The sequence below is a fragment of the Klebsiella sp. 10-1 genome (assembly GCF_009758445.1).
GTDB classification, from domain to species: domain Bacteria; phylum Pseudomonadota; class Gammaproteobacteria; order Enterobacterales; family Enterobacteriaceae; genus Klebsiella; species Klebsiella scottii.
The window spans coordinates 178,212-195,796 of record NZ_WQRE01000005.1; the positions used below are offsets into that span (position 1 = coordinate 178,212).

The 17,585-nt window shown below is 57.9% G+C and carries 18 protein-coding genes; 7 read left to right on the forward strand and 11 right to left on the reverse strand.

Annotated features, from left to right (window positions below; genetic code table 11):
- Positions 1 to 68 precede the first annotated feature (68 nt).
- Complete coding sequence (locus GO007_RS18990; protein ID WP_095102987.1) at positions 69 to 866, forward strand: glycosyltransferase family 2 protein; 798 nt, start codon at positions 69 to 71, stop codon at positions 864 to 866.
- Here the strand turns inward: GO007_RS18990 and GO007_RS18995 are convergent.
- The 3 genes from GO007_RS18995 to gpmM are packed head-to-tail and all read right to left on the reverse strand — an operon-like array spanning position 863 to position 4,639.
- On the reverse strand, positions 863 to 1,810 hold the full coding sequence (locus GO007_RS18995) for a divergent polysaccharide deacetylase family protein (protein ID WP_095102671.1): 948 nt from the start codon (positions 1,808 to 1,810) through the stop codon (positions 863 to 865). The two genes, GO007_RS18990 and GO007_RS18995, sit on opposite strands and share 4 nt — an antisense overlap.
- A gap of 3 nt (positions 1,811 to 1,813) precedes the next feature.
- Positions 1,814 to 3,085 carry a murein hydrolase activator EnvC gene (gene envC, locus GO007_RS19000; protein ID WP_045853854.1) on the reverse strand — a complete coding sequence of 424 codons (1,272 nt, stop codon included), beginning with the start codon at positions 3,083 to 3,085 and terminating at the stop codon, positions 1,814 to 1,816.
- 9 nt (positions 3,086 to 3,094) lie between these two features.
- Positions 3,095 to 4,639, reverse strand: coding sequence for a 2,3-bisphosphoglycerate-independent phosphoglycerate mutase (gene gpmM / locus GO007_RS19005; RefSeq protein ID WP_095102674.1), 1,545 nt, complete (start codon positions 4,637 to 4,639; stop codon positions 3,095 to 3,097).
- 244 nt (positions 4,640 to 4,883) lie between these two features.
- On the opposite strand from gpmM, the gene GO007_RS19010 reads away from it, so the two are divergent.
- From GO007_RS19010 to cysE, 5 genes are all read left to right on the forward strand, one after another.
- Positions 4,884 to 5,315: a rhodanese-like domain-containing protein gene (locus GO007_RS19010; protein WP_095102677.1), complete on the forward strand. Its 432-nt coding sequence runs from the start codon at positions 4,884 to 4,886 to the stop codon at positions 5,313 to 5,315.
- Between the two features lie 109 nt (positions 5,316 to 5,424).
- Positions 5,425 to 5,676, forward strand: a complete 252-nt coding sequence (grxC, locus tag GO007_RS19015) for a glutaredoxin 3 (RefSeq protein WP_041143202.1) — start codon at positions 5,425 to 5,427, stop codon at positions 5,674 to 5,676.
- A gap of 58 nt (positions 5,677 to 5,734) precedes the next feature.
- Entirely contained in the window at positions 5,735 to 6,202 is a 468-nt protein-coding gene (gene secB, locus GO007_RS19020) for a protein-export chaperone SecB (protein ID WP_041143201.1), read from the forward strand.
- Entirely contained in the window at positions 6,202 to 7,218 is a 1,017-nt protein-coding gene (gpsA, locus tag GO007_RS19025) for an NAD(P)H-dependent glycerol-3-phosphate dehydrogenase (protein ID WP_095102680.1), read from the forward strand. Before secB ends, gpsA begins: the two co-directional genes overlap by 1 nt.
- Before the next feature lie 80 nt (positions 7,219 to 7,298).
- Positions 7,299 to 8,120 carry a serine O-acetyltransferase gene (gene cysE, locus GO007_RS19030; RefSeq protein WP_041143199.1) on the forward strand — a complete coding sequence of 274 codons (822 nt, stop codon included), beginning with the start codon at positions 7,299 to 7,301 and terminating at the stop codon, positions 8,118 to 8,120.
- A gap of 112 nt (positions 8,121 to 8,232) precedes the next feature.
- Here the strand turns inward: cysE and trmL are convergent, their stop codons facing one another.
- The 5 genes from trmL to GO007_RS19055 form a co-directional block, all read right to left on the reverse strand.
- Positions 8,233 to 8,706 (reverse strand): tRNA (uridine(34)/cytosine(34)/5-carboxymethylaminomethyluridine(34)-2'-O)-methyltransferase TrmL, encoded by a 474-nt coding sequence (trmL, locus tag GO007_RS19035; RefSeq protein WP_095102683.1) that lies wholly within the window; start codon positions 8,704 to 8,706, stop codon positions 8,233 to 8,235.
- 94 nt (positions 8,707 to 8,800) lie between these two features.
- Complete coding sequence (gene lldD / locus GO007_RS19040) at positions 8,801 to 9,985, reverse strand: FMN-dependent L-lactate dehydrogenase LldD (protein WP_095102686.1); 1,185 nt, start codon at positions 9,983 to 9,985, stop codon at positions 8,801 to 8,803.
- The gene (lldR, locus tag GO007_RS19045; RefSeq protein ID WP_095102688.1) at positions 9,985 to 10,758 is read right to left on the reverse strand and encodes a transcriptional regulator LldR; all 774 of its coding nucleotides are present in this window, start codon (positions 10,756 to 10,758) and stop codon (positions 9,985 to 9,987) included. The genes lldD and lldR overlap by 1 nt, the downstream gene beginning before the upstream one ends.
- Positions 10,755 to 12,410, reverse strand: a complete 1,656-nt coding sequence (lldP, locus tag GO007_RS19050) for an L-lactate permease (protein ID WP_095102690.1) — start codon at positions 12,408 to 12,410, stop codon at positions 10,755 to 10,757. Before lldP ends, lldR begins: the two co-directional genes overlap by 4 nt.
- A 281-nt stretch (positions 12,411 to 12,691) precedes the next feature.
- Complete coding sequence (locus tag GO007_RS19055) at positions 12,692 to 13,054, reverse strand: YibL family ribosome-associated protein (protein WP_095102693.1); 363 nt, start codon at positions 13,052 to 13,054, stop codon at positions 12,692 to 12,694.
- Between the two features lie 275 nt (positions 13,055 to 13,329).
- Between GO007_RS19055 and GO007_RS19060 the strand changes: the two genes are divergently transcribed.
- Positions 13,330 to 13,554: a hypothetical protein gene (locus tag GO007_RS19060; protein WP_095102695.1), complete on the forward strand. Its 225-nt coding sequence runs from the start codon at positions 13,330 to 13,332 to the stop codon at positions 13,552 to 13,554.
- Here GO007_RS19060 and mtlR read toward each other — a convergent pair.
- The 3 genes from mtlR to GO007_RS19075 all read right to left on the reverse strand — a co-directional run bounded on the left by mtlR (position 13,543) and on the right by GO007_RS19075 (position 17,382).
- Positions 13,543 to 14,142, reverse strand: coding sequence for a mannitol operon repressor MtlR (gene mtlR / locus GO007_RS19065; protein WP_095102697.1), 600 nt, complete (start codon positions 14,140 to 14,142; stop codon positions 13,543 to 13,545). The two genes, GO007_RS19060 and mtlR, sit on opposite strands and share 12 nt — an antisense overlap.
- Complete coding sequence (mtlD, locus tag GO007_RS19070) at positions 14,139 to 15,287, reverse strand: mannitol-1-phosphate 5-dehydrogenase (protein ID WP_095102699.1); 1,149 nt, start codon at positions 15,285 to 15,287, stop codon at positions 14,139 to 14,141. The genes mtlR and mtlD overlap by 4 nt, the downstream gene beginning before the upstream one ends.
- Positions 15,288 to 15,468: 181 nt before the next feature.
- Positions 15,469 to 17,382: a PTS mannitol transporter subunit IICBA gene (locus tag GO007_RS19075; protein ID WP_095102701.1), complete on the reverse strand. Its 1,914-nt coding sequence runs from the start codon at positions 17,380 to 17,382 to the stop codon at positions 15,469 to 15,471.
- Between the last annotated feature and the right edge of the window lie 203 nt (positions 17,383 to 17,585).

Genomic DNA, 17,585 nt, shown 5'->3' on the forward strand with positions numbered 1-17,585 from the left:
TTCTAAATCGATTTTTTGCCAGGTCGTTTATACAGTTTGTTTACCCATGTTTTAACCTTATAAACGCTATGCCTAAACTCACCGTCTGCCTGCTAACCTGTGACTCCGCCCGCCTGCTGCGCGACGTTCTGCCCCCGCTTTTAAAAGTGGCGGATGAGTGTATTGTCGTTGATTCCGGGAGCACGGATGCGACGCTGGATATCTGCCAGCAGTTCGGGTTGCAGGTTCATCACCACGCCTATACCGCCCACGGAGCGCAGATGAACTACGCCACGGCGCTGGCCAGTCATGACTGGGTGCTGTGTATGGACAGTGACGAAATCCTCGATAGCGAAGTTGTCGCCGCCATTCTAAGGCTTAAAGCCGGGCCGGAGATCGATCCGACCTGCGCGTGGCGCCTGCCGCGTTACTGGTACGTGCTGGGGGAGTCCGTCAGAACCATTTATCCCGTTTCATCGCCTGATTACCCGGTTCGCTTGTTCAACCGCACCGTGGCGGCCTTTAACGACCGCCCGGTGGACGATCGCGTCGTCGGCCACAGCCGCTCAATCAAGCTGCCCGGCCGCGTACGTCACGATACCTTCTACTCGCTGCATGAAGTTTTTAATAAGCTCAATAGCTATACCACCCGGCTGGTTAAACACCAGAAGATCAGGCCGTCACTGAGCCGGGGAGCGATCGGCGCGGCTGGCGCGTTTTTTAAGTGGTATCTGTTCAGCGGGGCGTGGCGTAGCGGAAAGGTCGGGGTCGTGACCGGGCTGTACGCAACGTTGTACAGCTTCCTGAAATATTTTAAAGCCTGGTATGCCGAAGGAGATAAACGGGAACCTGCGGCCGAAAAGCGCCCGGATTCCCGCTCCCCCTAGTTTGTCGGATTATCCCAGCCCTGCCATTTCAGCTGGTAATACTGCACCAGTGCGCTCTGACTAATGCTTTCGCTCAGAATAGTAAAGAACCGGCTGGCGTTCACCGGCTCAGGCGGACGCTGCGGCTTGCAGTATTTCACGCCGCGGAACGGGTTACGCGGCTTCGTTGGCGGCACGGTCTGCGACGGCGGTGCGCTATTTGGCGTGGAGGTATCCACCTGCGGCTCGTTTAGCAGGCTGCTCGGGCGCACGAGGGTAATGTCCGACGGCAGGCTATAGACCATTTGCTGCAGCACGCGCACCGTGGTGGGGTGCGGGTGGCCGATAGCAATCGCCGAACCGTTACGCCGCGCCAGGGCGATCGCCCGATTGAACTGGGTGCGGATATCCGCTTCGTTTTGCGTATCGTCGAGGAACACCTTGCGCTTAATCACCTTCACGCCGGTGCCCTGCGCGGCGCGCATCGCCTGGGTGTTGCCAATGGTCACGCTGTCGAGGAAGTAGAGGTTGTAGCGCTCCAGCGCCTGCATCACCTTCTGCATCCCGAACAGGCTGGAGGTCATCGCGCTGCCCATATGGTTGTTCAGACCCACGGCGTACGGCACTTTGCCGTAGGCTTCACGGATGATGCGCTCAATCTCGGCGCTGCTCATGTCCGGACGCAGGGTGTCTTTTTCCAGCGGTTGCTTGCTGAGCGGCGCCATCGGCAGGTGAATGAGCACCTCATGGCCGAGGCCGTGCGCTTTGGTCGCCATTTCACGGGCGTGCGGTGCATTCGGTAATACGGCGACGGAGATCGTGGCCGGCAGCGCCAGCACCTGGTTTTCCGTCTGTGGACGATAGCCAAAGTCGTCGATAACAATGGAGAGTTTGCCAGCAAAAGCCGGCGCGGCGAAAGCCAGCGTACCGGCTACCGCGAGTGCAATTCTGCGAAATTGAAGCAAAACTTATCTTCCCAACCACGGCTGTGGATTGACCGCCTGACCCTGGCGACGAATTTCGAAATAGAGCGACGGACGGCCTTGACCGCCGCTGCTGCCGACGAGGGCAATCGCCTGGCCTGCGCGGACCTGAGTCCCGACGCTGACCAGCGCGCTTTGATTATAGCCGTAGAGGCTCATATCGCCTTTACCGTGCTCCACGACCACCACCAGGCCGTAGCCCTGCAGCCAGTCGGCGAGGATCACCCGGCCATCGGCTATCGCTTTGACCTCGGTGCCTTCAGACGCGGCGATAACCATCCCCTTCCAACGTAGTTCACCTTGCAGCTGTTCGCCATAGCGGTGAAGCAGCGTGCCGCGAACCGGCCAGTAGGCCTGGCCGCGCGGCGAACCCAGTCCGCCGGTGCGGGACATCAGGGAACGTTCACTTTCGGATGGTTTATAGGTGGTACCTTTGCGGGATGCATCCTGCTGGCGATCGCGAACCGCCTGCGCCTCGCGGGCTTCGCGCTCCGCGCGAGCCTTAGCCGCCGCTTCTGCCTGGGCAACGCGACCGCGCAGACGCGATTCGTTGGCCCGCATTTCGCTCAGCTGCTGTTGACCCTGCTGGATAGAGGATTCGAGGCCTGAAAGCGTCTTTTTACGCTCGTTGCGCGCCTGCTCAAGCTTAGCCTGCTGCGCGCGCTGCTCGTAGACCAGCGTTTGCTGCTGGCTCTGCTTCTCTTCCAGCTCGGCCTTTTGCGCGGTGACCTCTTCACGCGTCTGCTTCAGCTGGGCGATAGTCTCCTGGCGGGCCTGGTTGAGATAACCGTAGTAGGCCTGGATACGCTGGTTGCGCTGGCCTTCTTCGCCGCTGAGGATCATCTGCATGCCGGTGTGCGGCCCCTGACGAAACGCGGCGTCCAGCTGGGCGGACAGGTTGCGCTCCTGCGAGGCGCGCTGGCGCTCCAGTTTGGCGATAGAGGCGTTCATCTCGTCAATCTGCTTGTTCAGCTGGGTCAGGGTGGCCTGGGTTTCACGCAGCTTGCGGGCGGCGGCAGAGATCGCTTCTTCCTGCGTCTTTAGCTGAGCGAGCAGGGAAGAGCGCTGCTGCTGCTGCTGCTGTATCGCACGCTGTTTAGCGGCAATATCGGCCTGAATGGATTTTAGCTGATCGCGATCGTCCGCATGGGCAGGTACGGCGCACAGCAATACGCCAGCGCTGAACGCGCTGGCGTAAAGAACGGATCGTACTGTCGTTGCGATCCATGTATTTGAATAAGTCGCCTTTCCCCTCATGGGGAAGGATTATTCCACGATGAACAGCGGCTTGCCAGTCATCTCTTGCGGGATTTCCATTCCCATCAGCGACAGCATGGTCGGAGCGATATCGGAAAGTTTGCCATCTGCGGCTGCTTTCACGGTTTTATCACCGACGTAGATCAGCGGTACCGGCAGGTTGGTGTGGGCAGTATGAGCCTGGCCGGTGGAGGGATCGCGCATCTGCTCAGCGTTGCCGTGATCGGCGGTGATCAGCAGCTGGCCGCCGACGGCTTCGACCGCGTTAACCACCTGATCGACACAGTTATCCAGCGTTTCAACGGCTTTAATCGCCGCTTCCATGACCCCGGTATGGCCGACCATATCGCCGTTTGGATAGTTGCAGATAATGGTGTCGTACTCGCCGCCTTTGATGGCCGCAACCAGTTTTTCAGTCAGCTCGGCAGAGCTCATTTCCGGCTGCAGATCGTAGGTCGCGACTTTCGGAGAGTTGATCAAAATACGCTCTTCGCCTTTAAACGGCTCTTCGACGCCGCCGTTAAAGAAGAAGGTGACGTGCGCGTATTTTTCCGTTTCGGAGATACGCAGCTGCGTTTTATCGTTTTTCGCCATCCACTCGCCGAAGGTGTTCGCGAGCGAAGCCGGCGGGTAGGCGCAGGCGACTTTGATATCAGCGGCGTATTCGGTCAGCATGACGAAATCAAGGTTAACCGCTTTTTTACGCGCAAAGCCGTCGAAATCGGCGTTCACGAAGGCGCGGGTGATTTCACGGGCGCGGTCGGCGCGGAAGTTCATGAAAATCAGCGCGTCGCCGTCTTCCATTGCCGCATCGGCCTGGCCCGCGGCGCGAATCACGGTGGCTTTGACGAATTCGTCGTTTTCATCACGGGCGTAGGCGGCCTGCAGACCCGCAACGGCAGTATCGGCCTGGAACTCGCCCTGCGCCAGGGTCATCAGGTTATACGCCTGCTCCACGCGATCCCAGCGGTTGTCGCGATCCATGGCGTAGTAGCGACCGATAATCGAGGCCACGCGGCCTTTACCGAGGGTGGCAAATTTGTCTTCGAACTTCGCCAGCGTGCTTTCCGCGCTGCGCGGCGGAGTATCGCGGCCGTCGAGGAACGCGTGCAGGTAGATTTTTTCCGCGCCGCGCTCTGCCGCCAGTTCAACCATCGCCATGATGTGGTCTTCGTGGCTGTGAACGCCGCCAGGAGACATCAGGCCCATGATGTGTACCGCTTTACCTGCGGCAACCGCTTTGTCTACCGCCGCGGTCAGTACCGGGTTAGCAAAGAACGTCCGCTCTTTGATTTCAACATCAAGACGGGTCAGGTCCTGGTAAACGATACGACCGGCGCCAAGGTTAACGTGGCCCACTTCGGAGTTGCCCATCTGGCGATCCGGCAGGCCTACTTCCAGGCCTGAAGCGTCAATCAGCAGATGGGGACGTTTCGCCCACAGCGCGTCCATGACGGGGGTTTTTGCGCTATAAATAGCGTTATCCTGCTGGTCTTCACGGTAGCCATAGCCATCCAGAATGACCAGTACCATAGGTTTTTTAGAAACCGACATTGCGACAACCTCATGCTCAAAGACAGAAAATTTGCGTAATTTTACTACAGCTGAATCGATCAAATCACCGTTAAAGATCAAAGAAAGGGAGCGCCCGGGGCGAAGGGGAGCGGCAAGGGGGAGTTTTTTTCGCGGCGTGCCGCAGAAAATGCATTACATCACGCTCACTGGCTGTATTTGCCGCAATGCACAGGTATACTCCTTGCCTGGTTTTTTATCACTTAGTCGGGAGTTGTAACCCCCCATGCAAGAAATTATGCAATTCGTCGGCCGTCATCCCGTCCTGAGCATCGCGTGGATCGCGCTGCTGGGTGCGGTGCTGTTCACCACCTTTAAAGGGCTGACGTCGAAAATTAAAGTCATTACCCGTGGTGAAGCGACGCGTCTGATTAACAAAGAAGATGCGGTGGTTGTCGACCTGCGTCAGCGTGACGATTTCCGTAAAGGCCACATTGCTGGTTCTCTCAACCTGCTGCCGAGCGATATCAAGGCAAATAACGTTGGTGAGTTGGAAAAGCACAAAGCACAACCCATTATAGTGGTAGACGGTTCCGGTATGCAGGCACAAGAGCCTGCGAGCGCGCTGAATAAAGCCGGATTCGAGAAGGTCTTTGTACTGAAAGAAGGCATTGCCGGCTGGAGTGGCGAAAACCTTCCGCTGGTACGCGGCAAATAATTTACCCCACGCCTTTATGACGTAGCAGGGTTCCCTCATTGCGGCTATCCGCTGGGGGAGCGCCTTGTTTGCGGCCTAAAATCCCCAGGGTAAAAACAGGAGTGAAGTCATGGCCAATATTGATATCTATACCAAAGCGACCTGCCCGTTCTGCGTGCGCGCTAAAGCGCTGCTGAACAGCAAAGGCGTAACGTTCAACGAACTGCCTATCGATGGCAACGCGACGAAGCGCGAAGAGATGATTCAACGCAGCGGTCGGACCACGGTTCCGCAGATTTTTATTGATGAACAGCACATTGGCGGCTGTGACGACTTGTATGCGCTTGATTCACGTGGTGGACTTGATCCCCTGCTGCGCTAATTTTGCGTCCACCCAGTCCGGGTAGGCGTATTTAAGGACAACACGAAAGGGTTTTACTATGTCAGAACAAAACAGCACCGAAATGACTTTCCAGATCCAGCGTATTTATACCAAGGATATCTCCTTCGAAGCGCCGAATGCTCCGCAAGTTTTCCAGAAAGACTGGCAGCCAGAGGTTAAACTTGATCTGGATACCGCTTCCAGCCAGCTGGCTGAAGGCGTCTATGAAGTGGTGCTGCGTGTGACCGTAACCGCCGCGCTGGGCGAAGAAACCGCATTCCTGTGCGAAGTACAGCAGGGCGGCATCTTCTCCATCGAAGGCATTGACGGCAACCAGATGGCGCATTGCCTCGGTGCATACTGCCCGAACATCCTGTTCCCGTATGCGCGTGAGTGCATCACCAGCCTGGTTTCTCGCGGTACCTTCCCGCAACTGAACCTTGCGCCAGTGAACTTCGATGCGCTGTTTATGAACTATCTGCAGCAGCAGGCTGGCGAAGGTGCCGAACAGCATCAGGATGCCTGATGAACGAACTTAATGCTGCAATGACTGTGATCGGTGCCGGCTCGTACGGCACCGCTCTTGCCATCACCCTGGCAAGAAATGGCCATCACGTTGTGCTTTGGGGCCATGACCCTAAGCACATCGCGACGCTGCAAAACGATCGCTGCAACGCCGCTTTTCTTCCCGACGTTCCCTTCCCTGACACGCTGCATCTGGAGAGCGACCTGTCGGCCGCCCTGGCCGCCAGTCGTGATATCCTGGTTGTGGTCCCGAGCCACGTCTTCGGCCAGGTTCTGCGTCAGATTAAGCCGCTAATGCGTTCCGACGCGCGCCTGGTCTGGGCCACGAAAGGCCTTGAGGCCGAAACCGGCCGCCTGCTGCAGGACGTGGCGCGGGAAGCGCTGGGGGATGATATTCCGCTGGCGGTGATCTCCGGCCCGACCTTTGCGAAAGAGCTGGCCGCAGGGCTGCCGACGGCCATCTCCCTGGCCTCGACGGACCCGCAGTTTGCGGACGATCTGCAGCACCTGCTGCACTGCGGTAAAAGCTTCCGCGTCTATATCAATCCGGACTTCATTGGCGTCCAGCTTGGCGGCGCGGTGAAAAACGTTATCGCCATTGGGGCCGGGATGTCCGACGGTATCGGCTTTGGCGCCAATGCGCGCACCGCGCTGATTACCCGTGGTCTGGTCGAGATGTCTCGCCTGGGCGCGGCGCTGGGCGCCGATCCGGAAACCTTTATGGGGATGGCGGGTCTGGGAGATTTGGTGCTGACCTGTACCGACAACCAATCGCGTAACCGCCGCTTCGGCATGATGCTCGGTGAGGGCATGGATGTGCAAAGCGCGCAGGATAAGATTGGTCAGGTGGTTGAAGGCTACCGCAATACCAAGGAAGTCCGCGTTCTGGCACAGCGTTTAGGCGTAGAAATGCCAATAACCGAGCAAATTTATCAGGTATTGTATTGCGGAAAAATTGCGCGCGAGGCAGCATTGACCTTGTTAGGTCGCGCACGCAAGGACGAGCGCAGCAATTAACCTTAAAGGAACCTTTGTCACCTCGATGACCCGGTCAGCGTAGAACTGGCCGGTCATTATGCTATCGCCTGGAGTCAGCAATGCCGTGTGAAGAACTGGATATCGTCTGGAATAATATTAAAGCCGAAGCCCGGGCTTTAGCTGACTGTGAGCCGATGCTCGCCAGTTTCTACCACGCCACGCTGCTGAAGCACGAAAACCTGGGCAGCGCGCTGAGCTATATGCTGGCTAACAAGCTGGCCTCGCCGATTATGCCCGCCATCGCGATTCGTGAAGTGGTGGAAGAGGCCTATGCCGCCGACCCGGAAATGATCGCCGCCGCCGCCTGTGATATTCAGGCCGTGCGTACCCGCGACCCGGCGGTCGATAAATACTCCACGCCGCTGCTGTACCTCAAAGGATTTCACGCGCTGCAGGCCTACCGCATCGGGCACTGGCTGTGGAATCAGGGCCGGCGCGCGCTGGCGATTTTCCTGCAAAACCAGGTTTCCGTCTCCTTCCAGGTCGATATTCACCCGGCGGCGAATATTGGCCGGGGAATAATGCTCGACCACGCGACCGGCATTGTGGTTGGCGAAACGGCGGTGATCGAGAACGATGTCTCTATTCTGCAGTCCGTCACCCTCGGCGGTACCGGTAAAACCAGCGGCGATCGCCATCCGAAAATCCGCGAAGGCGTGATGATTGGCGCCGGGGCGAAGATCCTCGGCAATATCGAAGTGGGACGCGGAGCCAAAATCGGCGCCGGCTCCGTGGTGCTGCAGCCCGTTCCGCCGCATACCACCGCCGCAGGCGTTCCGGCGCGCATCGTCGGCAAGCCGGAGAGCGATAAGCCGGCGATGGATATGGATCAGCACTTTAACGGCATCCACCATACGTTTGAGTACGGCGACGGGATCTAGAATCGGGCAATCTTAGCGGCCGGCCTGGCGTCGGGCCGCGCTGGCCGTCCTCACGCGCTGCGCGCAGTCCATTCCAGACTGCGCCGAAAATGCCCAAATCGCGGGTAGCGCCTTAACTACGCAATACCGCGCCGGGATATCCCAGCTGGCGCCAGGCCTCATACACCACCACCGACACCGCGTTTGACAGGTTCATGCTGCGGCTGTCCGGCATCATCGGAATACGGATTTTCTGCTGTGCCGGCAGCGCGTCAAGAATATCGGCAGGCAAGCCGCGCGTTTCCGGGCCAAACAGCAAAAAATCACCGTCCTGATAGCTCACCGCGCTGTGGGCGGGCGTGCCTTTGGTGGTGAGCGCAAACAGGCGCTGCGGGCTGGCGCTTGCGACAAAAGCCGCATAATCGTGATGTCGCTGAACGGCGGTAAACTCGTGATAATCCAGCCCGGCCCGACGCAGGCGCTTATCGTCCCAGGCGAAGCCCATCGGCTCGATGATATGCAGGCTAAAGCCGGTGTTGGCGCACAGGCGGATAATATTGCCGGTGTTCGGCGGGATCTCTGGTTCGAATAGTACAATGTTCAGCATGCTGCCCTGTCTCATTAGGCTCTTGAGTGCGGGGGGCAGAATAGCAGATATTTCCCCGGCCCTCATCCCTGCGGGAGAGAGCCGGGGGAGCGGATTACGCGGCGTTACCCTGCTTCAGCGCGCTGAAGGTCTGCAGCGCTTCGGCGTTTTGCACCAGCGAGTCGCGGCTGATTTCGCCGATGGTTTTGGTTCCGGTCAGGGTCATCGCCACCTTCATCTCTTTCTCAATCAGGTTCAGCAAATTCGCTACCCCTTGCTTACCGTGCGTCGCCAGGGCGTACAGATAGGCGCGGCCGAGCAGCACGCTATCGGCGCCCAGCGCAATCATCCGCACCACGTCGAGGCCGTTGCGAATACCGCTATCGGCAAGAATCGCGATATCGCCCTTCACCGCATCGGCGATAGCGGGCAGCGCGCGGGCGGAGGAGAGGACGCCGTCGAGCTGGCGGCCGCCGTGGTTGGAAACCACGATCCCGTCGGCGCCGAAGCGCACCGCATCCCGTGCATCCTGCGGATCGAGGATCCCCTTGATCACCATCGGGCCGTCCCAGAATTCGCGGATCCACTCAAGGTCTTTCCAGGAAATAGACGGATCGAAGTTATTGGCCAGCCAGCCGATATAGTCTTCAAGACCGGTCGGCTTGCCGAGATAGGCGGAAATATTGCCGAGGTCATGCGGGCGGCCGTTTAAGCCAACGTCCCATGCCCACTGCGGGTGGGTCATCGCCTGCCAGTAGCGGCGCAGCGCCGCATTCGGGCCGCTCATGCCGGAATGGGCGTCGCGATAGCGGGCCCCCGGCGTCGGCATATCAACGGTAAAGACCAGAGTTGAACAGCCCGCAGCCTTGGCGCGCTCCAGCGCATTGCGCATAAAGCCGCGGTCGCGCAGGACGTACAGCTGGAACCACATCGGGCGCTTGATGGTCGGGGCCACTTCTTCAATCGGGCATACGGAAACCGTGGAGAGGGTAAACGGAATGCCTTTATCATCCGCCGCTCCCGCCGCCTGCACTTCGCCGCGACGGGCATACATTCCGCACAGCCCGACCGGAGCCAGCGCCACCGGCATGGAGAGCTTTTCTTTGAACAGCGTGGTTTCCAGACTCAGGTCCGACATATTTTTCAGCACCCGCTGGCGCAGCGCCACGTCGGAGAGGTCTTCAACGTTGCGGCGCAGCGTGTGCTCGGCGTAGGCACCGCCGTCGATATAGTGGAACAGGAACGGCGGCAGGATACGCTGGGCGGCGGCGCGGTAGTCGCTGGCGGCTGAAATAATCATCACGAGTTCTCCCTGGAATTCTCATTGTGGTCACCGGGCAGGCGGGTAATGCGCGCCTGGCGGGCCTGGTCTTCATCAAAATGTTTAATCGTGGCGTGCACAAAGCCTAAATGGGCCATCATCGCCTGACGCGCGCCCTCGGCGTCAGCGGCAAAAATGGCGTCCATAACGGCCTGGTGCTGTTCGGTCAGGCGGGCGAAAACCGGCGGAACAAGGTACATCCGCTGGCGGCTCTCCTTGACCGACGATTGCAGGAGGTCGAAAAAACCGCGCATGGTTTGCAGCAGCACGACGTTGTGCGACGCTTCGGCAATCGCCAGGTGGAAGCGGACGTCGGCCTGGGAGGCCAGATCCGGATCTTCGCTCTGGGTGGCTTCAAAGCACAGGCGGATTTTCTCTTTTTCGGCATCGGTAGCCCGCATCGCGGCATGCCAGGCGGTACTGGCCTCGATGGCGTGGCGGGCTTCCAGAATATCAAAGCTGTAGTCGGGGTCGTCGGCGAGCAGCGTTTTCAGCGGCTGAACGATATTCTGTTCCGACCACGCCTCGTGCTGCCAGCGGACAAAGGTTCCGCCGCCGCGTCGGCTCAGCAGGAGACCTTCGTTCACCAGCATCGCCAGCGCCTCGCGCAGCGAGTTACGCGACACGCCAAGCAGAGCGGCCAGCTGCCGTTCGGCGGGCAATCGCATGCCCGCCTCCAGGTTTTGTTCTTCAATCAGCTCCCGCACGCGACGGGCGACGTCGTCTGCGAGGCGCTTAGGCATAACTATCACGGGATCATCCAGGTTAAGACGTAGGCCTGCAGCGTGGTGATGACGCCGACCATACAGGTAAAGATCAGGCTATGTTTTACGGTAAAGCGGAACAGATCGGACTCCCTGCCCACCAGGCCTACCGCCGCACAGGCGATGGCGATGGACTGCGGGGAGATCATCTTCCCGGTAACTCCGCCGGTAGTGTTGGCGGCAACCAGCAGGATATCGGAAACGCCAATTTGCTGCGCCGCCGTGGCCTGTAGCGCGGCGAACAGCGCGTTCGACGAGGTATCTGAACCGGTCAGGAACACCCCCAGCCAGCCGAGGAACGGCGAGAAGAAGGTAAACGCATGGCCGGTATGCGCCAGAGCGAGAGCCAGCGTTGACGACAGTCCGGAGTAGTTCGAGATAAACGCGAACGCCAGAACCATGCCGATTGAGTAAATCGGCAGCGCCAGCTCCTTGAGCGTGCTGCCAAAGGTGATCAGCGCGTCTTTCGGCTTCATGCGCAGCCAGACCACGGAAAGTATAGCCGCGAACAGAATCGCCGTACCGGTGGCCGACAGCCAGTCGAATTTATACACCGCGGCGTAAGGCGTCGCGGCGCTGACCACCGGCGGCATGCGGGCGACCATCTTATCGAGGAACGGCACGGAGATATTAATCACGAAGTCGTACATCGCGCCGCCCGGAGCAAACAGGGCCTTAAACGGCGGGATGCTCCACAGCGTGACGGTGGCGGTCAGGAACAGGAACGGCGACCAGGCGCGAATGACCTGCCCAGCGGTGTAATGCGTGCGCGCCAGGGTTTGATCGACCTGCGCGGCGCCCATATCGCCAAAGCGGAAGATGCGCACCGGCTGCCAGCGCTTGAGGAACAGGGTCAGACAGACCAGCGACACCAGCGAGGAGATAATGTCCGGCAGCTCCGGGCCAAGGAAGTTTGAGCTGAGGTATTGTGCAATTGCAAAGGAGCCGCCGGCGACCATGACCGCAGGCCAGGTCTCTTTGACACCGCGCCAGCCGTCCATAATCGCCATAATCCAGAACAGCACGATGATCGTCAGGAACGGCAGCTGGCGTCCGACCATCTGGCCGATGGCAAAGCTGTCGATACCGGTGACCTGGCCGGCGACCAGAATGGGGATCCCCATCGCCCCGAAGGCAACCGGCGCGGTGTTTACTATCAGGCACAGGCCCGCAGCGTACAGGGGGTTAAAGCCGAGGCCAACCAGCAGCGCGGCGGTAATCGCCACCGGAGCACCAAAGCCCGCGGCCCCTTCGAGGAAGGCGCCGAAGGAGAAGCCGACGATCAGCATCTGCAGGCGCTGGTCGGGGGTAATGGAGAGAATGGACGAGCGGATAATCTCGAACTGCCCGGTTTTCACCGAGATTTTGTAGACGAATACGGCGGCAATAATAATCCAGGCGATGGGCCACAGGCCGTAGAAGAAGCCGTAGACTACCGAAGTCAGCGCGCGATCGACCGGCATTTTATAGAACAGCAGCGCCACCGACAGCGCGATCGCGACGGTCCAGGTGGCGGCAATGTACCCCTTGAGCTTGAGCTTAATCAGGGCAAAAAAGAAAAACAGAATCGGTAGCGATGCGATAAAGCTTGAGAGCCAGATATTACCGGCCGGATCGTAATTTTGTTGCCAGAGATTCATGCAGGTCTCCATCGGGCCACCACGATGCTGTGCTGAGTCTGCGCTCTTTGCAGGTCACACCATTTGTAAAACTGGCCCAGCCAAAAGGTAGTTGTAGGGTTAACGACAACGAATGGTTAACCAAATGTTATTAATGAGCAATATGGTTGTGACTAAAAATGATGGATATGTGAACTATTGGACGGTTTAAGAAATAATTGGTTGGGCCAATTGGGGCGGAATTAAGGGGGAAGCGTTTTGAGAATGGAGAATCCCCTCTCCGGGCGGAGAGGGAAGGGGGATCAGAATGCGATTTTAGAGAAACCGGTCATTTCTGTGAGCTTCATTTCACGCCCCAGAGCGGTCATCGGGTGAACGATAACCAGGCCACGCACGCTTTTTTTCAGCTTGCCCATATCGGCCTGCTCTTTTTTAGTGATCGCGCGGCGGTGCGGCAGGCTCATAAGCTTTTGCGCTTCTTTGCTCAGCTTCTGACCCTGAACGTCGCGCAGGCGCACGATTTCCGCTTCAATGGTCTCTTTTTCTTTTTCCAGCTCGGCGTATTTGTCCGCGGCTTCAACCAGCGACATATCGGCCTGCTGATGGCGGATGGCGTCGAGACGGTCGCTCAAACGCTTGATTTCATTCTTTTCGACTTCTTTCATGGTGATTTAATCTATTAATAAAGGGGGTTCAACGCCATATAGTATGGGCTGTGAGTTCTGTTGTGGGTAGTTATTTATCGAAATCTCGCGGCTTTGCCCGGCGAAGCATCATTCAGTGTAAATTCTAATTAATTGAATAATAAAACTATTATTACTAAAATAACGCTGAATTTCGATTCTGTGAAGCTTGACGAAACTTAAGCACGTTTTCCTTAACCGCGCCCCCTTTTTTAGCTAATTCTTAATAAGAGTATCCTTAAGAAGAGGAGGTCATAATGGCGAAAATTGGCGACGGCGTACCGCTTATTATCGATAAGACGGTTGATTTTATGGCTTCAAGCCAGGCTTTTATGGAGTATTTGAAGAAATCCCCGCGTTTGCAGCACGTGCCGAGCGAGATTCCGCAGAATAAAGAGGAGCTGTTTCTCAGTCGTCTGGAGTATTACAGGCAGCTGTATCGGCCAGCATGCGGTGAGCATGAGCGGGAGTCAGAGCGTTAGTTTCTGAAAAGCTTTTTTTAAGCTGATTCGGGAAATCAGCTCGGTCAGAGACAGCATCATCGTTGAGCGTACAACCTGCTGGTAGCGCAGCTTCTGCATTGCCAGCAGTTCCGCATCGCTATCATCAAACAGCGGCAGAGGCGGCAGCGCGCTGACGCAGTGCAGTTCGCCAAAAGGCCCGAGGATCTCATCGTCAGTAAAGCCGTACTCGTTGCCGTCGTGGTTGAGCTCTTCGCGCAGGGCCATAAGCAGCTCGGCGTCTTCGTATTCGGCGCGACTAATCACCCCAAGGCCGTAAATCAGCTTCAGGCGTACGGAAAGGTCGCCCAGCGGCCCGTCGCCGTCCAGCAACGGTTCCACTGCGTATTTCACCGCGTAATCATCTTTGCGGAATACCTGAAGCACCAGGATATTAACCGCCTCAGTGAGTAGCTCGACGGCGGCGATCAGGAAGCTTCGTACGGTTTTGCCAGCATTCAGACGCTCAAGCACACGGTTTTCAAATGCCTGTGTTTCTTCCATTATTGCCTGCATATCTGACAGGAGTAGTAGTGGGCGCGGTTCGTGCCGCGCCTGTTCGTGCCTCATTTGATGGCGTTATAGTCGTTAACGGCCTCCAGCACCACGTCGCTTGCGGCATCCAGACCGGAAATCTGTGCCAGCGCGGCCTGCGGCCCTTTCTCAGCGATCAGCGCGGCCAGCTCCTGCGCCTGCGGGTCTTCAGCGCAGCGGAAATGCATTGCTGCGGCGATCCCTTGCACCAGGTTCTGGTGCGGCAGGGCGTATTCCAGCGTGCCGAGCAGCGGCTTAACCAGCCGATCGCCCGCGCTGAGTTTACGCAACGGCTGGCGGCCAACGCGCTCAACGTCATCTTTCAAATACGGGTTCTCGAAACGACCAAGAATCTTCTGGATATAGGCGGCGTGCTTCCGGGCATCAAAGCCGTAGCGTTTGATCAGTACCGCGCCGCTCTCTTCCATGGCCCCTTTGACTACGGCGCGAATTTTCTCATCGAGGATCGCGTCGCGAATGGTCTGGTGGCCCGCCAGTTTTCCGAGGTAGGCGGTTATAGCATGTCCGGTGTTTAAGGTGAATAGCTTACGTTCGACAAATGCCATCAGGTTGTCGGTTAATTCCATGCCTGGGATAGCGGGCAGGACGCCCTTAAACTGGGTTTTATCGACAATCCATTCGCTGAAGGTCTCCACGGTGACTTCCAGCGGGTCGTGGGTTGCGGACGCGGACGGCGGCACAATACGGTCGACGGCGGAATCGACGAAGCCGACGTGGGCTTCTACCCAGGCCTTGTCTTCTTCGGCCAGCGCGTTAAACACGTGGCCCTTCAGCTGCGTGGTTCCGCGCACCATGTTCTCGCAGGCAATGATGTTCAGCGGGGCTTCAAGCCCTTGCGCCTTGCGCTTTACCAGGCCTTTGGCAATGGCCGGGGCGATGCGCTCCAGCACGACCGGGCCGACGGCGGTGGTGATGAGGTCAACGCTGGCAATCAGCTCAACGACCTCATCGCCGATGCTGCTCACGGCATTGACGCCGGATACGGTATCCACCTGCTCATTTTCGCCGACAACATGAACCTGATAGCTATGACGGGCGTTCAGGGCATCCAGAACGACCTGATTCACATCGGCAAACGTTAAGGTGATTCCCGCGTCGGCCAGCAGTTTACCGATAAAGCCACGCCCGATATTACCTGCGCCAAAATGTAATGCTTTCATAGTATTAACCTTCAATTAATGTTTTTACCTGAGAGGGCTGGGGTGAGGCTTGTCCCTTACCCTAACCCTCTCTCCAGCATGTGGAGAGAGGCTGGTGTCTTTCTCGTCGCTTCGGGGCGCGTTGCGGCGCCGGCGGAGAACGGCCCGGACGTCGGCGCAGGCGCCTTATCCGGGCAGCAGGCTACGCTTTGTTCAGCAGCGCCAGCACTTCTTCCACGCTGGTGGTGTGCGTCAGGCGCTCAATCACTTTTTCATCGTCCAGCGCATTGGTCAGGCTGGTGATGACCTGAATGTGCTCGTTGTTGCGGGCGGCGATGCCGATGACCAGACGGGCAATGTCATCTTCCTCTTCGCCAAAACGAACGCCCTGCGGGTACTGACAGAACACCACGCCGGTTTTCAGGACGCGATCTTTCGCTTCGATAGTGCCGTGCGGTACCGCGATGGACTCACCCAGATAGGTTGAGGTCAGCTTTTCGCGATCCAGCATCGCCTGCACGTATTCCGGTTCAACGTAGCCGCCTTTGACCAGCTGCTCGCCGGCAAAGAGAATGGCTTCTTCTTTGGTCGCCGCGTGACGACCGAGGAAGATATTTTCCGCCCCGAGCCTGAACAGGTGAGTATCGGCAGCGTCAAAGCTGTCCTTCAGGCTACCGCGAACTTTCTCTTCATTGTCGGTATGACGCTGCGCCGCGACCAGACGTTCGGTCAGGCTGGTGTACAGGCCGCTATCGAGGAAGTTGGTCAGCGAAATATGCTGAGCCTGCGGTACCTGGCGCATGGCGCGTTCGGTCAGGTCGCGGTGGGTAATCACCAGGTCGACGTCCGGCGGCAGGTTGTTAATCGCACAGTTGGTGACGGAGATATTGCTCAGTCCCGCATCCTGTACTTTCTTACGCAGCACGCCCGCGCCCATTGCGCTGGAACCCATACCGGCGTCACAGGCAACGATGATTTTGCGCACGTGGCTCAGGTCGTTAGCGACATCGCCTGCGGCCAGCGGAGTCGCCGCGCCTTTGGAGGCTGACTTCATATCCTGCATACGGCGGGTTGCCGCATCGATATCCTCTTCTTCTTTCACTTTGCTGGTTTTCAGCAGAATGGCGGAGACCACGAAGGAGACGGCCATAGCGGCGATAATCGCAGCGATGTTAGCAAAATAGGCGCCTTTCGGAGTCATTGCCAGTACCGCCAGGATGGAGCCCGGAGAAGCCGGAGACACCAGGCCACCGTTGAGGATAGTCAGGGTGAATACGCCGGTCATACCGCCGAGGATAACGGCCAGGATCAGACGCGGGTTCATCAGCACGTACGGGAAGTAGATTTCGTGAATACCGCCGAGGAAGTGGATGATTGCCGCGCCGCCTGCGGACTGCTTAGCATTGCCGCGACCAAAGAACATGTACGCCAGCAGCACGCCCATCCCCGGACCCGGGTTCGCTTCAATCAGGAAGAAGATTGATTTGCCCAGCTCGTGGGACTGCTGAATACCCAGCGGCGAGAAGATGCCGTGGTTGATGGCGTTATTCAGGAACAGGATTTTCGCCGGTTCTACGAAGATAGACGCCAGCGGCAGCATGTCATGCACAACCATGAAGTTAACGCCCGCCGCCAGAATTTTGGACAGGACTTCAACCGCAGGGCCAATGCCGAGAAACGCCAGAATCGCCAGGATCATCCCGATGATGCCGGCGGAGAAGTTATTCACCAGCATCTCGAAGCCGGACTTAATCTTACCGTCTACCCAGCTGTCAAAATGTTTAATCGCCCAGCCGCCCAGCGGACCGGCAATCATCGCGCCGAGGAACATCGGCATATCCGCGCCGACGATCACGCCCATAGTCGTAATCGCGCCGACCACGCCGCCGCGCTCGCCGCCAATCAGCTTACCACCGGTGTAACCGATCAGCAGCGGCAGCAGGTAGGTAATCATCGGGCCGACCAGCTTCGCCAGCGTCTCGCTTGGCAGCCATCCTGTCGGAATGAATAGTGCGGTGATGATACCCCACGCGATAAACGCGCCGATGTTTGGCATCACCATATTGCTAAGGAAACGACCAAAGCTTTGCACCTTGATCTTGATATCGGATGACATAAAACACCCCTTTTTCTGTTTTGCTTATCGCGTAGGCTAAAAGCCTGAGGCTTGTTGTTAATGTGGCGGCAGAGGAAGCCGGACCCTGATTGATAAAGCGAAATCTGGCACTGAATCATAGAACTGTCCAGTGACCGGGTCTTTATGTGATCTGCATCACGTGAATATAGGCGATCGTGAGGTGTATATAGTGATATGTGTCA

Excerpts from the sequence above, each read along its gene's own strand:
- GO007_RS18990 (WP_095102987.1), top strand. The coding sequence starts at position 69 with ATGCCTAAACTCACCGTCTGCCTGCTAACCTGTGACTCCGCCCGCCTG.
- envC (WP_045853854.1), bottom strand. The coding sequence starts at position 3,085 with ATGAGGGGAAAGGCGACTTATTCAAATACATGGATCGCAACGACAGTA.
- gpmM (WP_095102674.1), bottom strand. The coding sequence starts at position 4,639 with ATGTCGGTTTCTAAAAAACCTATGGTACTGGTCATTCTGGATGGCTAT.
- GO007_RS19010 (WP_095102677.1), top strand. The coding sequence starts at position 4,884 with ATGCAAGAAATTATGCAATTCGTCGGCCGTCATCCCGTCCTGAGCATC.
- grxC (WP_041143202.1), top strand. The coding sequence starts at position 5,425 with ATGGCCAATATTGATATCTATACCAAAGCGACCTGCCCGTTCTGCGTG.
- secB (WP_041143201.1), top strand. The coding sequence starts at position 5,735 with ATGTCAGAACAAAACAGCACCGAAATGACTTTCCAGATCCAGCGTATT.
- gpsA (WP_095102680.1), top strand. The coding sequence starts at position 6,202 with ATGAACGAACTTAATGCTGCAATGACTGTGATCGGTGCCGGCTCGTAC.
- cysE (WP_041143199.1), top strand. The coding sequence starts at position 7,299 with ATGCCGTGTGAAGAACTGGATATCGTCTGGAATAATATTAAAGCCGAA.
- trmL (WP_095102683.1), bottom strand. The coding sequence starts at position 8,706 with ATGCTGAACATTGTACTATTCGAACCAGAGATCCCGCCGAACACCGGC.
- lldD (WP_095102686.1), bottom strand. The coding sequence starts at position 9,985 with ATGATTATTTCAGCCGCCAGCGACTACCGCGCCGCCGCCCAGCGTATC.
- lldP (WP_095102690.1), bottom strand. The coding sequence starts at position 12,410 with ATGAATCTCTGGCAACAAAATTACGATCCGGCCGGTAATATCTGGCTC.
- GO007_RS19055 (WP_095102693.1), bottom strand. The coding sequence starts at position 13,054 with ATGAAAGAAGTCGAAAAGAATGAAATCAAGCGTTTGAGCGACCGTCTC.
- GO007_RS19060 (WP_095102695.1), top strand. The coding sequence starts at position 13,330 with ATGGCGAAAATTGGCGACGGCGTACCGCTTATTATCGATAAGACGGTT.
- mtlR (WP_095102697.1), bottom strand. The coding sequence starts at position 14,142 with ATGAGGCACGAACAGGCGCGGCACGAACCGCGCCCACTACTACTCCTG.
- mtlD (WP_095102699.1), bottom strand. The coding sequence starts at position 15,287 with ATGAAAGCATTACATTTTGGCGCAGGTAATATCGGGCGTGGCTTTATC.
- GO007_RS19075 (WP_095102701.1), bottom strand. The coding sequence starts at position 17,382 with ATGTCATCCGATATCAAGATCAAGGTGCAAAGCTTTGGTCGTTTCCTT.